At 34.4% G+C, this 13,977-nt stretch carries 14 protein-coding genes; 5 read left to right on the forward strand and 9 right to left on the reverse strand.

The window, feature by feature from the left end; genetic code table 11:
* Positions 1 to 20: 20 nt before the first annotated feature.
* The 3 genes from EQ029_RS01035 to EQ029_RS01045 all read left to right on the forward strand — a co-directional run bounded on the left by EQ029_RS01035 (position 21) and on the right by EQ029_RS01045 (position 3,249).
* Positions 21 to 1,553 (forward strand): sodium:solute symporter family protein, encoded by a 1,533-nt coding sequence (locus tag EQ029_RS01035; protein ID WP_011274612.1) that lies wholly within the window; start codon positions 21 to 23, stop codon positions 1,551 to 1,553.
* A 104-nt stretch (positions 1,554 to 1,657) separates the two neighbouring features.
* Positions 1,658 to 2,476: a CPBP family intramembrane glutamic endopeptidase gene (locus EQ029_RS01040; RefSeq protein WP_011274613.1), complete on the forward strand. Its 819-nt coding sequence runs from the start codon at positions 1,658 to 1,660 to the stop codon at positions 2,474 to 2,476.
* Between the two features lie 164 nt (positions 2,477 to 2,640).
* Complete coding sequence (locus tag EQ029_RS01045; protein WP_011274614.1) at positions 2,641 to 3,249, forward strand: NDxxF motif lipoprotein; 609 nt, start codon at positions 2,641 to 2,643, stop codon at positions 3,247 to 3,249.
* A gap of 130 nt (positions 3,250 to 3,379) precedes the next feature.
* Here the strand turns inward: EQ029_RS01045 and EQ029_RS01050 are convergent, their stop codons facing one another.
* A complete protein-coding gene (locus tag EQ029_RS01050) occupies positions 3,380 to 4,198 on the reverse strand; it encodes a CPBP family intramembrane glutamic endopeptidase (RefSeq protein ID WP_011274615.1) in 819 nt (272 codons plus the stop codon).
* A gap of 155 nt (positions 4,199 to 4,353) precedes the next feature.
* Between EQ029_RS01050 and EQ029_RS01055 the strand changes: the two genes are divergently transcribed.
* Entirely contained in the window at positions 4,354 to 5,016 is a 663-nt protein-coding gene (locus EQ029_RS01055; RefSeq protein WP_057504691.1) for a CPBP family intramembrane glutamic endopeptidase, read from the forward strand.
* A 72-nt stretch (positions 5,017 to 5,088) separates the two neighbouring features.
* On the opposite strand, the gene EQ029_RS01060 is transcribed toward EQ029_RS01055, so the two are convergent.
* From EQ029_RS01060 to EQ029_RS01095, 8 genes are all read right to left on the reverse strand, one after another.
* Positions 5,089 to 5,721, reverse strand: coding sequence for an ATP-binding cassette domain-containing protein (locus EQ029_RS01060; RefSeq protein WP_037558229.1), 633 nt, complete (start codon positions 5,719 to 5,721; stop codon positions 5,089 to 5,091).
* Entirely contained in the window at positions 5,708 to 6,481 is a 774-nt protein-coding gene (locus EQ029_RS01065; RefSeq protein ID WP_057504692.1) for an ATP-binding cassette domain-containing protein, read from the reverse strand. The genes EQ029_RS01060 and EQ029_RS01065 overlap by 14 nt, the downstream gene beginning before the upstream one ends.
* Complete coding sequence (locus EQ029_RS01070; protein WP_037537544.1) at positions 6,448 to 7,197, reverse strand: ABC transporter permease; 750 nt, start codon at positions 7,195 to 7,197, stop codon at positions 6,448 to 6,450. Before EQ029_RS01070 ends, EQ029_RS01065 begins: the two co-directional genes overlap by 34 nt.
* A 7-nt stretch (positions 7,198 to 7,204) precedes the next feature.
* Complete coding sequence (locus tag EQ029_RS01075; protein ID WP_057504693.1) at positions 7,205 to 8,164, reverse strand: ABC transporter permease; 960 nt, start codon at positions 8,162 to 8,164, stop codon at positions 7,205 to 7,207.
* Complete coding sequence (locus tag EQ029_RS01080) at positions 8,157 to 9,689, reverse strand: ABC transporter substrate-binding protein (RefSeq protein ID WP_428843961.1); 1,533 nt, start codon at positions 9,687 to 9,689, stop codon at positions 8,157 to 8,159. Before EQ029_RS01080 ends, EQ029_RS01075 begins: the two co-directional genes overlap by 8 nt.
* Before the next feature lie 223 nt (positions 9,690 to 9,912).
* Positions 9,913 to 10,551, reverse strand: a complete 639-nt coding sequence (gene pcp / locus EQ029_RS01085; protein WP_011274622.1) for a pyroglutamyl-peptidase I — start codon at positions 10,549 to 10,551, stop codon at positions 9,913 to 9,915.
* Positions 10,552 to 10,575: 24 nt separating this feature from the next.
* A complete protein-coding gene (locus EQ029_RS01090) occupies positions 10,576 to 11,502 on the reverse strand; it encodes a DUF979 domain-containing protein (protein ID WP_011274623.1) in 927 nt (308 codons plus the stop codon).
* On the reverse strand, positions 11,495 to 12,199 hold the full coding sequence (locus EQ029_RS01095) for a DUF969 domain-containing protein (protein ID WP_011274624.1): 705 nt from the start codon (positions 12,197 to 12,199) through the stop codon (positions 11,495 to 11,497). Before EQ029_RS01095 ends, EQ029_RS01090 begins: the two co-directional genes overlap by 8 nt.
* A gap of 351 nt (positions 12,200 to 12,550) precedes the next feature.
* On the opposite strand from EQ029_RS01095, the gene EQ029_RS01100 reads away from it, so the two are divergent.
* Complete coding sequence (locus tag EQ029_RS01100) at positions 12,551 to 13,927, forward strand: MFS transporter (RefSeq protein WP_037537549.1); 1,377 nt, start codon at positions 12,551 to 12,553, stop codon at positions 13,925 to 13,927.
* Positions 13,928 to 13,977: the final 50 nt, after the last annotated feature.

Raw genomic sequence — 13,977 nt, forward strand, 5'->3', positions numbered from 1 at the left:
TAACACAAGGGGTGTTGATTATGCATCAAGTCGGTTTTGGGGCATGGAACTGGGTAGCTGTTATTGGTTATCTTGTCATTATGTTATTAATTGGAGCGTACTTTACTAAAAGGGCTGGTAAAGATACGGATAGTTTCTTTACGGCAAGTGGTCGTTTGCCTTCGTGGGCCATTGGGTTCTCGATTTATGCAACGACATTAAGTGCGATTACTTTTATGTCTACACCAGAAAAGGCATTTCTAACAGATTGGGCATACATCGCTGGTAATATTGCGATTATCGCGATTATTCCAATTTTAATCGCATTTTATGTACCATTCTTTAAAAAGTTACGCGTCACATCAGCGTACGAATATTTAGAGGCGCGTTTTGGCCCAAGTATTCGTGTCATTGGTTCATTACTATTCGTCATTTTCCACTTAGGACGCATAGCAATTGTGATTTACTTACCAACATTAGCAATCACAGCGGTATCAGATATGAATCCATTTATCGTAGCTAGTTTAGTAGGAATTTTATGTATTCTTTATACTTTCTTAGGCGGATTCGAAGGCGTTGTATGGAGCGATTTCATTCAGGGGGTTATTTTACTTGGTGGCGCATTAATGATAATTGTCATCGGTGCTTTTGAAATCAAAGGAGGATTCGGCACAATTGTCAGTGATGCAATTGCCAATAAGAAGATTATTAGTGCAGATAACTGGAAATTAAATGGCGCTGCTGCTGCAATCCCTATTATCTTCTTAGGAAATATCTTTAACAACTTGCATCAATATACTGCGAGTCAAGATGTTGTTCAACGTTATCAAGCGTCGGATTCTATGGATGAAACGAAGAAATCATTGTGGACAAATGGTGTTTTAGCGTTAATCTCTGCACCTATTTTCTATGGAATGGGAACTATGATGTATTCTTTCTATCAACATGAACAGGTATTGCCTAAGGGATTCAATACATCATCTATCGTGCCTTACTTCATTCTAACTGAAATGCCACCATTCGTGGGCGGATTACTTATTGCAGCTATATTTGCTGCTGCACAGTCAACGATTTCATCTAGTTTGAACTCTATCTCTGCTTGTATTTCTGAAGATATTAAACATCGTTTCTTCGGAAAAGGGGCAGATAAATCAGAAGTTAACTTTGCACGATTAGTCATTGTTGTGGCAGGCTTATTAAGCTATGGAATCTCAATTTACTTAATTGCTGCCGATTCAAACAATTTATGGGATTTATTCTTATTAATCACTGGATTATTTGGTGTACCATTAGCTGGTATCTTTGCAGTAGGTATCTTTACGAAACGTGCCAATACATTTGGTGTCTTAGTAGGATTAGTAGCAGGTGTAATCATTGCTTACGTATTAAATGGCGTCGGTGGCGGTAACGCACCATTCTACGTATCAATCATTTCATTCGTTGTTGCTTTCATCTTTGGTTATTTAGTAAGTCTTGTCGTACCATCTAAAAATGCAAAAGATATTACTGGATTAACGATCTTCGATAAAGATAAACCATCAACATATATTTCTAAAGTAGTAGAGAAAAAATAATATTTTGTTGCGAGTTGAACACAAGTTTTTGTTCGACTCGCATTTTATGTCTCTAGAGTTATGCTAAGATAAAAATGAACTATAAAACAAATAGAGGTATCATCATGAAAATATTAAAAATTGCAGGTATGTTCTTATTAGCACTACTTATCATGGTCGTTACACAAGGCATTGCATCCATCTTTAGTGATTTAATTCCATTTCTAGGTATGGGCGCTATTTTACAAGGGATTTTATATATCATTTTTGCTTTTTTAGTCGTTCGATTATTCATTAAACATGTATTAAAAGATCGCTTGAACGCATATCGCATCACGAAACCTAAATTTAGTGTCATCTATGTTGTATTAGGTATAGGTTTACCGGTAGCAGTTTATGCGGTATATGTCATCTTTGTTCCAGGTGATTTCATCGTACATCATTTTAGTACTTTAAATGATATATTGCACACGTTTTTCTGGGCTATCTTTGTAACAGCCATTGGTGGCGCAGTCGTTGAAGAAATGGTATGCAGAGGTTTATTGATGGGATATATTGAGAAGAAGACGAACATCAATATTGCCATTATTTCCACGGCAATCTTTTTTGGTGCCATTCATTTATTAAACGGTGGACTAAATGTAACTAGTTTCTTCTTATTATTAATTAGCGGTTCATTAGTAGGTATTATGTTTGGTTTAGCAACCTATAAATTCAATACCATTTGGGCAAGCATTACACTACATTTTTGTTGGAATTTATCCCAACTTTTACTTATCACTGAAAAGGAAAGTCAGTATAGTATTTGGCAATATGTCGTACATACGAACAACATAGCCATCACAGGCAATCAATTTGGTTATGAAGCATCCATTATATCTATCGCAGGATACATAGGCGTTATTCTTATTTTACTAATGATTAAGCATAGAGATATTCAATAGAAGGGTTCAGATTTCTAAAGAGTGATATTCTCTCGTGAAATTAGGCATAGTAAACATATTACTTTAAAAGTAGTTGTTATATTACATGGATTATTTAAATTATTTATATAGTTGTTTATACTAAAATAAGGAAAGAATTACTTACATTATAAAGGAGCATTAATATGAAGAAATATCTATTAGTTATTCCTGTAATTATTCTTACTTTTACATTAGTAGGATGTTCGTCATCGTCAGAAGAAAAAAATTCTAAAGACACATCTAATGATAACAAGCAGTCACAAAATAGTTCTAAACATAATCACAAGATACCGAAACATATTTTTGATAAAACAACAAAAAATCAGAAGATTTCTGAGAGTACGATAAAAAAAGATATTAAAACCTATTTAGATACCGATAGAAAACTAACAGATGCTAGAGAGCCATACGAGGACAAGTTAGACTCTGACGAAAAGTTATCTAAAAAGAAAGAACAAAAATTCAATCACATTGTTGACTTACAAGAACGAAATTTAAAAAACTTTGCCAATTACATAAATAATAATCAAATGCCTAACAAAGAATATGAACAATACACTAAAAAGATAAGCAATTATATGATAGCAATATATCAAACCAATCAACGTGCGTTAAATTTAGATGAAGATGCATCATTAAAAGATATTCTCGACGTCAATAAAGACAAAAATATTGCGAATGGTCGAGAACAAGCAAAAATTGAGAAATTTTTAAAAGAGAAAAATATCCAAACCATTGCATTTGATAAATAAAAATAAGCAGGACTTCGACGGAATGAAGTCCTGCTTTTACTGTGTAAATAATCATTTCTAAATTAAGAAATATTTAAGATTAAATTGCGACAATATTTGTTATGTTAGAACTAGTTTAAGAGTTCAATGTTTAACTAAAAAATACCATAAAGTAACTTACTAGAACCATGATGCCACTCACACCATTATGGATCATATGAACCATCATGCTGTCGCGAACATTTTTACGACGATGGTAAGCAAGATAGAATATCATTCCCATCATTGTATACATTAGAATTGCTACCCAATTTGAAATACCATGCTGAGAAGCAAAGATAAGTGATGATAGGATGAATGGCAACCAGAATCGTGTACGTTTAAATAATATTTCTTTGAAAATGCCACGATAAACAAGTTCTTCTAAATAAGGTGCTACAAATGTAATCGTCAGTACGAAGACAATTAGCGGGAAGACTTGGCCCAATTGATCCGGCGTTGGTTTGGCAGCGTTCATATCACCTAATAACATTTTGTCATTTTGTGTTTGCATTGAACCTGTCGCAAATAACATTAAATATGACATACCAATAACGATTAATCTAAGAAGTACGGCCCAACCAACATTTACTGCAATATCCTTACCTGTAAATTTTTTAGGCTTTTCATAGGTATGACGTTTGTAATAGCCTCTAACTAGCCATATTATTACAGCAGCTAGTATGAAATAAATGATGGTCACTAATGTGCAAGTTAATGTATCCATATAAATAGAAAAACTATAGATAAACATACTACTCACAATAGGAATTTGAATTAGTAGCATCCAGCCTATAAAAATAAGGGCACGTACAAACTTATTACCAGTTGGACGACGTTTTTCAGTATGTATGTGGTCTTTAGTTGAATTATCTTCATTTGAAGAAGATGTAGTATTAGAAATTGTATCCATATTCTGATGATTCATCATAATAAACCCACCTTTGTCTAGAAATATAAAATCTTGAAAATGAATACCTCTATATGAATGTAACATATATTTGACATTTATTGTAGGTCACTTCATAAAAATGCGTTATCTTAACTAAAAATCAACATTTCAATTATATGTTTAGGAGGTTAACTATGTCTAAAGATGAAATGTCACATGACCATATAACAGGAGATTTCCAAATTTCTCAAAAACCTTATTGGAAGTTGCTATTACAATCTCTATTTTTAATTTGTATTTTATTTGTTGCCGAATCAATGGTTATATTTTTAGTAGAGAAGACAAAGTACTTTTGGATTGCTATTGTAGGGGTCATTATCGCATTTCTAATTTTAAAATTAAGTAAGTTGAAGCTATTTCAATTTAGTCGAATAACTAAAAAGCAATGGCTAATCATTATCATTGGATTCATTCTTGCCAATGGTGCAGATTATATTTATTTTGAATTCATGCCTACAACAGGGAATGAAAAGGAGTTAGAGGAAAGTTACCGCAATGTACCACTGTATTTACAACTCATTGCGATAGGTATTTTAGGTCCTATCATAGAAGAAATTATATTTAGAGGATTGTTAATTAAAGGTATCTTTAGAGGTGCGCCTATAGTTGGTGGCATAGTATCTGTTATTTTATTCGCTGGCGCTCATGGCCCAAGCAACATAGGTGAATGGTTTATTTACGGTTTTTCAGGTTTCATTTTCGTTATTGCATATTTAACAACAAAACGGCTCGAAATACCTATTATCATACACATGCTTGGTAATATATTAGCTACATTTCAAAATTATTTTTGGTAGAAATACTTTAATTACATAGTATATACGCAATAAAAAGCAATGCCTAAGTTTTGATAGGCATTGTTTTTTAACTTAAATATGCTCAATTTTTAAATGTTTACCGGGAAGACTGTCTAATAAATAAGGATCATGCGTAATAATAATTAGCTGTAACTTATCCATATTTCGTAACATTTGGAGTATGATTTCTTCATTTATCACATCAAGATTCGTTGTAGCCTCGTCTAGAATTAATACTTCAGGTTCAACTAATAATGCCTTCGCAATCCATAAACGTTGGAATTGTCCGCCACTTAAGGTGCTCACTTTTTTAGGTAACAAAGATTTGTCGAGTTTACATTGTTCTATGACGCTTAACATCTTATCGTCATGTTGATTTTTAGGAATATTAAAGTGTTTTAAAGGTTGTTTTAAGATCCAAGAAACTGTTTTTTTAGTATCTAATGTATTGGCATTATATTGAGGCACGTATTGAATATGTTTCAGCCAATCTTGCTGTGACACATGTCCAAGCGTCATATCTTTATAACTTACCATACCTTCATAATTATCATCTAAACCTGCAATGATTTGTGCGAGCGTAGACTTACCACTTCCACTAGTACCACTAATGATTAAATTATCAGTATCTTTAAGTTCTAAATTAAAGTTTTTAAATATCTGCTTTTCAGAAAATGATTTATTTAAAGATTTAATCTGCAACATAACGGTATCTCCTATGCGCTAATTCAATTAATTGCTGTGAGTAAGCGTGCTCGGGACGCACTAAAATATCGTTTGCTTCGCCACTTTCAATCATTTGGCCATTACGCATCACACTAATATGTGTTGCGTAATCCATAGCTAAACTTAGGTCATGCGTGATAAATAGTAATGTCATATTATGTTCTTGAACAACATGATTTAATAATTTCATTAGTTGATTTCGATTGTCAAAATCAAGTGCACTTGTCGGTTCGTCCACGATCAATAATTTAGCTTCTCTAACAATTGACATTACTAAGGCAATTCGTTGAGCCATACTACCACTCAACTGAAAAGGGTAGTCATTAAATAAATCTTCAGGATTCTCTAATCCTAAATGTCTAAATTGACGTAGAACAAATTCGTGTTGCTGTTGTCGAGACAATTGCGTATTTAATGCATCAAACAGTGCATCAAAATGTTTTCGAATACGTACATTTTGGAAGAAATTACTATTAGTATCTTGGAACATGGCATCGGTATTATTTAAATCAATTGCAATTTGACCTTGATACTTTAGATGAGGATGACGCATATTCAAAACTGTACGTGCTAATAAAGATTTACCACTGCCACTCTCTCCAACTAAACAATGAAAGCTACCCTCTGTAACAGTTAAATCTACTTGATTCAACAATGCATGATTTCCGTCATAAACGGAGACATTCTTCAAATGTAGTAAAGCATTTATTGAGTGAATCGACGATTGAGTATTTGACATATGAGCGCGAACCCTCCTAACAATATTCCTGGAAAGAAGAATAACCAAGGTGCTGAGTAAAAGTAGCTCTTACCGTCGTAGAGTATGGCACCTAATTCTGGCAATGGTGGTTTTACTCCTAATCCAATAAAAGCTAATCCTGAAATACTAAGCATTAATTTTCCAAAATCGGCAGTAATGAGTGCAGTCACGTTACGCATAAGATGTGGAATAATATGACGTACTGTCGTTTGTGTCCTTGTTAAACCACTTAATGATGCAAATTTAACGAAAGGTTGCGTTTGTACATCACGAGCCAAATTTCTGAAATAACGTAAATAGCGTCCTAACCACCCAATCATCAAGGCCAAACATAAACCTACAATTGAGTTATTAATAAAGCCTAATACGACAAGTGCGATAATAATAGATGGTAAAGCAATTAACATATCAGCAAATGCCATCAATAGTGCATCTAACCAACGACCAATTAGTGCAGCTGCTAGCCCTAATATTAGTCCCAATATTACGCTCCCAACTATAATGAGCGTCGTTAAACCAAGTGTAACCATGCTACCAACAAATAGGCGAGTGAAGAAGTCACGTCCTAAATGGTCAGTGCCTAATAGATGATGAAGGCTTGGAGGTAAAAGTGCTTCCGATTGATGAATCATGTTTGCTTTGTCATAAAGCAGAAAAGCAAGTATAACGAATATGATTGCAATAATAGGCCATATCTAATGTTTAATCTTCATAAGCTATTCGGCCTCCTGACTTTTTTGACATTCTTAGACGTGGATCACTTTTCTCAAGTAAAACATCACCGAAGAAATTGAGCACCATTATGAAGGTAATAATCATCATTAAAATGCCTAAAATAACAGGGTAGTCACGTAAATTAATACTATTGATTAATAACTTACCTAATCCAGAAATACTAAAAATGACTTCTAAGATAATCACTCGGCTAAATAAATGTATAAAATTATTAATGATGATTGTCATGAGTGGTGCCAAAATTTCTTTTACTTGTACATAGATACAATCTTTTAATTTAAATTGTCGTAATTGAGCTAATTGGAAAGGTTGGCCTTGTAATGTACTTTCAAAAAGATGACTGCTTAACAGCAACATATGACTACCTTCTACAAGAACGAGTATGACAATTGGAAGAACAAAATATTGCCAACTATTACTTCCTACGAAAGGGAATAGATGCCATTTCACACCAAAGTAATAAATGAAAATAATTGCTAGCCAATATTCTGGTAATGATGTAACTACTTGGGCAATACGAGTTATTACGACTGACCACTTTTTTCGTGAATGATTGCCACATAAATAACCAATTACGTAACTTATAGGAAACAGTATGATAGCTGAACCGAATATTAATTTAATGGTTGGGACAATTGCCTGGGAAATACGTTCAGTTACGGGTTCACCATTACTAAAACTCGTACCAAGGTCGCCTGTAAAGACATTGCCTAACCATTGGACATATCGAACTGGCATTGCCTGACTTAAACCAAGTTTCTCTTGAGCCATTTTAATACGTTCAGGCGTGATTTGTGCAACACCATGTTCTTGTAAGTATTGAACGGCAGGGTTACCGGTTGTATTCTCTAAGAGAAGAAATAATACAAAGGAAATGATGATTAAATAGATGAGTAGTCTGATGAAATGTTTTACAATGTTAGTCATTATTAGACACCTTCAACTTATCGTAATTTATTGGTGCATCTGTTTGTCCTGAGAACTCGAATTGTCTGATTTTAGGACTTGTCACAAAGGTCTCATTAGGATATGAAATAGGAACTATGAGATATTGCTGATCAATATAAGACGATAGTTTATTAAATGCGCGTTGTCGGTCATGCATGTTGATCATCGTCGGAAATTGCTTAATCATAGACGTTAAGGTTGTATCGTTTGCGAATACGCCAGGGCGTGAGCCATCTTGTTTAAAACGTGCATTCAAGAAATTGTATGGCATTAGCGCATTTGTATATGTACGATAATAAATGAGATCAAAATCTTTACGCACCGTTAAAGTTTCATAATACGTTTGTGAATCTAAAATATTAATATCGAGTTTAATTCCTACTTTTTTAAGGTCTTGCTGCATGATTTCAGCTTTCGTCTTCCATTCTGGAAATTCATCCGTTTGGAGTGCGAGTTTAAGTGAAAGTATGTGATCATCCTTTTCGAAATAACCATCATTATTCATCTTATAACCTAAAGAGCAGATTAACGATTTAGAAGTCGAAGGCGAGTAAACATGGTCAGGTTGATTGTGAGCATTAACGTATTGAACATTCTGTTGAAATAGACCCTTCAGTTTCTTATCTGACGATAGGTCGTCTGTGTTAATCGCTTTACTAATCGCCTCTCGCATTGTCTTATCTTGTAAGATTTTATGCTGTGGATTAAATCCCATAAATTGCGTTTCTGTACTTGGCGACGTATGTACAGAAAGTGCTTTGTTTCTATGAGATTCTTTCACTTGTTGTGGTGTCATCTGACCTAATGAACCACCTGTAATATCAATAGAGTGACTCTCGATCGCTAAGTGTCTTGAATCACTATCTTCTATAGATTGGAAAGTTAGATTGTAATTAAGTGGATGTCCATTGCGATAATATGTATTAGGTTGAAAACTCACAGTTTCATTTGTTGAATCTGCTACTTTGAATGGACCTGTGCCAATTGCTTTTTCAAATTTACCAGTTGTATTGCCACCTTTAACAGCGTGTGGACTCATAATGCGAAGCGGTCTAACTTGAGATAATTCATTTAATACTTGGTTTGACGGTGATTTTAACTCAATCTCAACAGTGTGTTTATCTTTTATTGTGATTGATTTTAATTTATCTAACGTTTCCATAGGGTCAGTTGTATCCGTTGCCTTCGCACGTTCAATTGAGAATTTAACAGCCGATGCATCAAAATCAGACCCATCATTGAATTTTACATTCTTCTTTAAATGAAATAGGTAGTGTTTACCGTCTTCTGAAGCTTCCCAAGATGTAGCAAGACCTGGTTCAATCTTGCCATTTTTACCATAAGTTACAAGCGGTTGATAGATAGCATTGTACACAGGCATAGGCGCATCAAAGCCTTGTGCATCTAGTTGATTTGTATTAAATTCACGAGGTAGTGAGACTTTAACCTCTTTGTTGTCATTATGATGCTGAGCACAGCCACTTAACATAAGCATCGCGCACATAGAAAGTGAATAGAATATGCGCTTTTTCAATGTTTTACCTTCTTTCCATTGTATTCATCATTATTTTTTATAATAGAGTTTAGTTATTGGAAATTATTTTTCCATCAATAGACATTATTATATGATACACCCTATACAAATTCTTTGAAATGATAAATTTGTGAATAGATATGTAGAGGTTTTCCAATTTTGAAAATAAAAAAAGAGGGTGGGGACCCTCTTTTTAATGTGTTTCTCCTAGTGCAACTTTGGCGTCGTCTTCTTTAGAAATGGCTTTAATAGCGGCTGTTAAACCTTTCGCAATTGTTTCAATAGACATCGACGGTTTCTCAGGCTTATCTGTCACTTGTTCAGGGATAAATGGTACATGAATAAAACCGAATAATAACCCTGGATAAGACTTGTCAGCGAGATAACCTAATTGGTATAAGACATGGTTACAAACAAATGTGCCTGCTGTATTCGATAAGCTTGCAGGGACGCCTGCTGCTTTAATCGCTTCCGTCATCGTTTTAACAGGTAAGTTTGAGAAGTAGGCAGGTGCGCCATCTTCTTGAATGGCCACATCAATAGGCTGATTACCTTTGTTGTCAGGAATACGTGCATCGTCGATATTGATACCTACACGCTCAGGAGTAAGGTCATAACGACCTCCAGCTTGACCAATAGACAAGACCACATCGTAATTGCCATTTGCTAACTCTTTATCAATGACGTCTTTAGATTCATGAAAGACGGTTGGAATTTCTAACTTTGAAATGGTATGTTCGCCAATCGTATTCTCCAATTGCTTTACTGCCTCTAATGCAGGATTTATCTTTTCACCGCCAAATGGATCAAATGCTGTAACTAAAATTTTCATTATTCATTTCCTCCTTAGAATTATTTAAAATGCCCAGAAATACATTAGAGCGATGTGAATTACTATAAGTGCTAATGCTATAGGTGCTTGTGCTTTAATAACGCCAAATTCTTGTTTCATCTCAAGTAGTGCAACTGGTAATGTGTTGAAATTTGCTGCCATAGGTGTAAGTAATGTACCACAGAATCCACCAGTCATGGCAAGCGCACCTGCAACGATTGGATCGCCACCTTGTGCAATAACGAATGGAATACCAATACTTGCTGTTATAACAGTAAATGCTGCGAAAGCATTTCCCATAAGCATTGTAAAAAGAACCATCCCTAATATATAAGCAATTGCGCCTATTAAATGGTTGCCTTCAGGTAAAAATGAAGAGATACCTTTTGAAATGACTTGACCCACACCACTTGCAGTAAAGAGTACGCCAAGTGCAGCTAAGAATTGTGGTAATATACCTGTCGTTCCAACTTGTTGCGTTAATCGGTCACTGTCATACAATGTGTAAGATAATTTTGGCTTGATAATTAGTAGTGCTGCGATTAATCCCACAATTGATGAAATACCTAAACCGATGGCACCGCCAAGTGGAGTCCAGTTTGAAACAACTACTGCTACCACAGCTAAGACAATTGCAGGAATGAAAAGTTTATTTCCATATTTAGCAGAACCTTTTTCAACTTCTTTATCATTAACATCGATAATATTTTTTATTTTCACTTGTCTGAAAAGTGTTAACGCACCCATTGCTAAAACTAGAAGACCATTAATTGCATCTGGTATGTAAGGACCTCCTATAAATAAAATAGCTAAAATGGTCCAAAATGCTGCTGTACCTAAACTTTTAGATTTATCTTGTGAACGTAAAGCGCGATAAGCTGTATATAAAAATTGAAGTCCAATCAGTATGTAAAATATTTCTAAAATATGGTTTAAAGTTGCTTCACTCATGATTTTTCACCTCATTATTTCCATATTTTTTATTGAAGTAACGATCGAGTAAAATATTTTTAATCCAAACTAAAATAAGTGTGATGATAGCAACAGGAATTGAAGCGAGCACTAAACTCATTGCATTCACTTTGATGTCTAAAGATTGGAAAGTCCCAACCATCAATAACACACCAGCAGCACCAACAAATAAGTTTTGTCCAAAGAAATTACCATAATTTTCCATGGCAGATGCTTCGGCTTTTAGTTTTTCAATATCTTTCTCATCGATGTCTTTATCAGTAAGATTGTAACGTGTTCGAAGTGCACCTTGAACCATAGGGTTAATTAAAGGTCGAACAAATTGAGGATGACCACCGATACGTATTGATGCTACGCCAGCGATTTCACGAATAATTAAATATAAAGTAAGAAGGCGACCGGTTGTTATTTTCTTAACGTTACTAATTAGTTTAGAAGCTTGTTGCTTCAAACCAAAACGTTCAATTAAACCGACCATAGGCAGTGTAAGCATAAATAAAGTTACAAGACGTTGATCTACAAAGGCTTTTCCAAGTGTTGAAAGTACTTCAACGATATCCATACCGGCAACTAAACCAGTGACTACTGCTGCAATTAAAATAATTGCGATAGTGTCAAACTTAAGAATGAAGCCGATGATTATGATTAAAATACCAATCAATTTAATCCATTCCATAAAAGCACTCCTTAACAGTTATTCAAATTAACCTTTAATATTTAATTGATGCGATTCAGAGATATAGTTAATGTCTGTAACCATATCTAATTAATATGTAAAAGATAAATGAATAACAGATGTAATTTTCTTAATATTAACACAACGAAAATTGCTATTAAAGTGAATTTAAAATAAATTGAATAATATTTTGAAATTGTATAGTTTGAAAAATTTAATGGAGTAATTAAACATTTAAAGAAAATGGTATTATCCTATATACATTGTTTGCGGGCATGATATAATATCTTAGGTCAGATGAGAATAATTCTCAATGGCTATTTTATTATATCAGTAAAGGAAGTGTCAGATGTGAGTTCACATCAAAGTAGGTTCGACGGTAAATTAATCATTGCAGCTAGTTTTGCAGTGTTAACATATTGGTTGTTTGCGCAATCATTTATAAATATTGGTTCTAGTCTACAAAAGACATTTGGTGCTGCAGATTCTACACTTAACCTATCTATCAGCCTTGTATCATTCGTTACAGGTATTTTCATGGTGGGTGCAGGAGATATTGCAGATAAAGTTGGAAACCTCAAGATGACAATAATAGGTCTCGTCTTTAGTATTATTGGTTGCCTTAGTCTTATTATTGTTCCTGTCACGCCATTCTTAGTTATTGGGCGCATTTTTCAAGGCCTATCAGCTGCCGTATTACTACCTTCTACAATTGGCTTAGTATCAGATAACTTTAAAGGTCAATCACTCCGTAAAGCTTATAGTTTTATGATGATTGCGACAGTTGGCGGAATAGGATTTTCTTCCTATGTCGGTGGTCTTATTTCTAGCTTTTTAAGTTGGCAATTTATTTTTGTTATTTCTATCGCTTTATCAATTATTGCGATTTTTATTTTAAGTCGTAGAAAAGAAGTGCCACGTCAAGAACGTGATCACCAGCCCTTCGATTATGTAGGCATGGTGATTTTTGGCGTAATTATCGCTTGCTTAATGCTATTGATGACTCAAGGTTTTACATATGGTTTGACAAGTCGATTCACGTTAACTGTTGCAATCGTTGGTCTCATTGCTTTAGTTGTATTTTATATTTTTGAAAAAGGCAGACCCACACCATTTATTGATTTTTCAATTGTAAAAAATCGAGCATTTCTGGGCTCAACAATCAATAATTTTGTGCTTAACACTGGGGTAGGTACCACAGTCGTCTTCAATGGTTACGCTCAAAAACAATTTGGTATGAGCGAAGCACAAACTGGTTTGGTTACAGTGCCGTATGTCTTCATGGCGATAGCGATGATACGCTTAGGTGAAAAAGCAATTCAAAAATATGGCGGTAAAAGTATGTTAATTGCAGGGCCACTATTTCCAGCAATTGGTATCATTCTAATTAGCTTCACTTTCTTATCGCCAAGTTGGTATGTAGGTATTGTAACTTTCGCATTTGTTGTATGTGCGATTGGTAATGGGTTAGTTGCTACACCTGGCTTAACGATTGCAGTATTCAACATGCCAGAAGAGAAAGTGAGCTTTGCGACAGGTTTATATAAGATGGGCGCTACACTCGGAGGAGCCTTTGGTATCGCGTTAAATACGACCGTATTTACAGTATGCCAACAATTCTATTCAGTAGAAATGTCAGCAATGATTTCATTCTTAGTCGGGGCAATTATTATGATACTTGGACTTATATCAGCATTTATTCTGATTCCTAAAAATGTTAAAGCATAATAAAAACAAGCGTGGCTTTTTAATCAGTCACGCTTGTTTGTTTATATATA

Source organism: Staphylococcus haemolyticus (assembly GCF_006094395.1).
Lineage (GTDB): Bacteria > Bacillota > Bacilli > Staphylococcales > Staphylococcaceae > Staphylococcus > Staphylococcus haemolyticus.

Excerpts from the sequence above, each read along its gene's own strand:
- EQ029_RS01035 (WP_011274612.1), top strand. The coding sequence starts at position 21 with ATGCATCAAGTCGGTTTTGGGGCATGGAACTGGGTAGCTGTTATTGGT.
- EQ029_RS01040 (WP_011274613.1), top strand. The coding sequence starts at position 1,658 with ATGAAAATATTAAAAATTGCAGGTATGTTCTTATTAGCACTACTTATC.
- EQ029_RS01045 (WP_011274614.1), top strand. The coding sequence starts at position 2,641 with ATGAAGAAATATCTATTAGTTATTCCTGTAATTATTCTTACTTTTACA.
- EQ029_RS01050 (WP_011274615.1), bottom strand. The coding sequence starts at position 4,198 with ATGATGAATCATCAGAATATGGATACAATTTCTAATACTACATCTTCT.
- EQ029_RS01055 (WP_057504691.1), top strand. The coding sequence starts at position 4,354 with ATGTCTAAAGATGAAATGTCACATGACCATATAACAGGAGATTTCCAA.
- EQ029_RS01060 (WP_037558229.1), bottom strand. The coding sequence starts at position 5,721 with ATGTTGCAGATTAAATCTTTAAATAAATCATTTTCTGAAAAGCAGATA.
- EQ029_RS01065 (WP_057504692.1), bottom strand. The coding sequence starts at position 6,481 with ATGTCAAATACTCAATCGTCGATTCACTCAATAAATGCTTTACTACAT.
- EQ029_RS01075 (WP_057504693.1), bottom strand. The coding sequence starts at position 8,164 with ATGACTAACATTGTAAAACATTTCATCAGACTACTCATCTATTTAATC.
- EQ029_RS01080 (WP_428843961.1), bottom strand. The coding sequence starts at position 9,689 with ATGTGCGCGATGCTTATGTTAAGTGGCTGTGCTCAGCATCATAATGAC.
- pcp (WP_011274622.1), bottom strand. The coding sequence starts at position 10,551 with ATGAAAATTTTAGTTACAGCATTTGATCCATTTGGCGGTGAAAAGATA.
- EQ029_RS01090 (WP_011274623.1), bottom strand. The coding sequence starts at position 11,502 with ATGAGTGAAGCAACTTTAAACCATATTTTAGAAATATTTTACATACTG.
- EQ029_RS01095 (WP_011274624.1), bottom strand. The coding sequence starts at position 12,199 with ATGGAATGGATTAAATTGATTGGTATTTTAATCATAATCATCGGCTTC.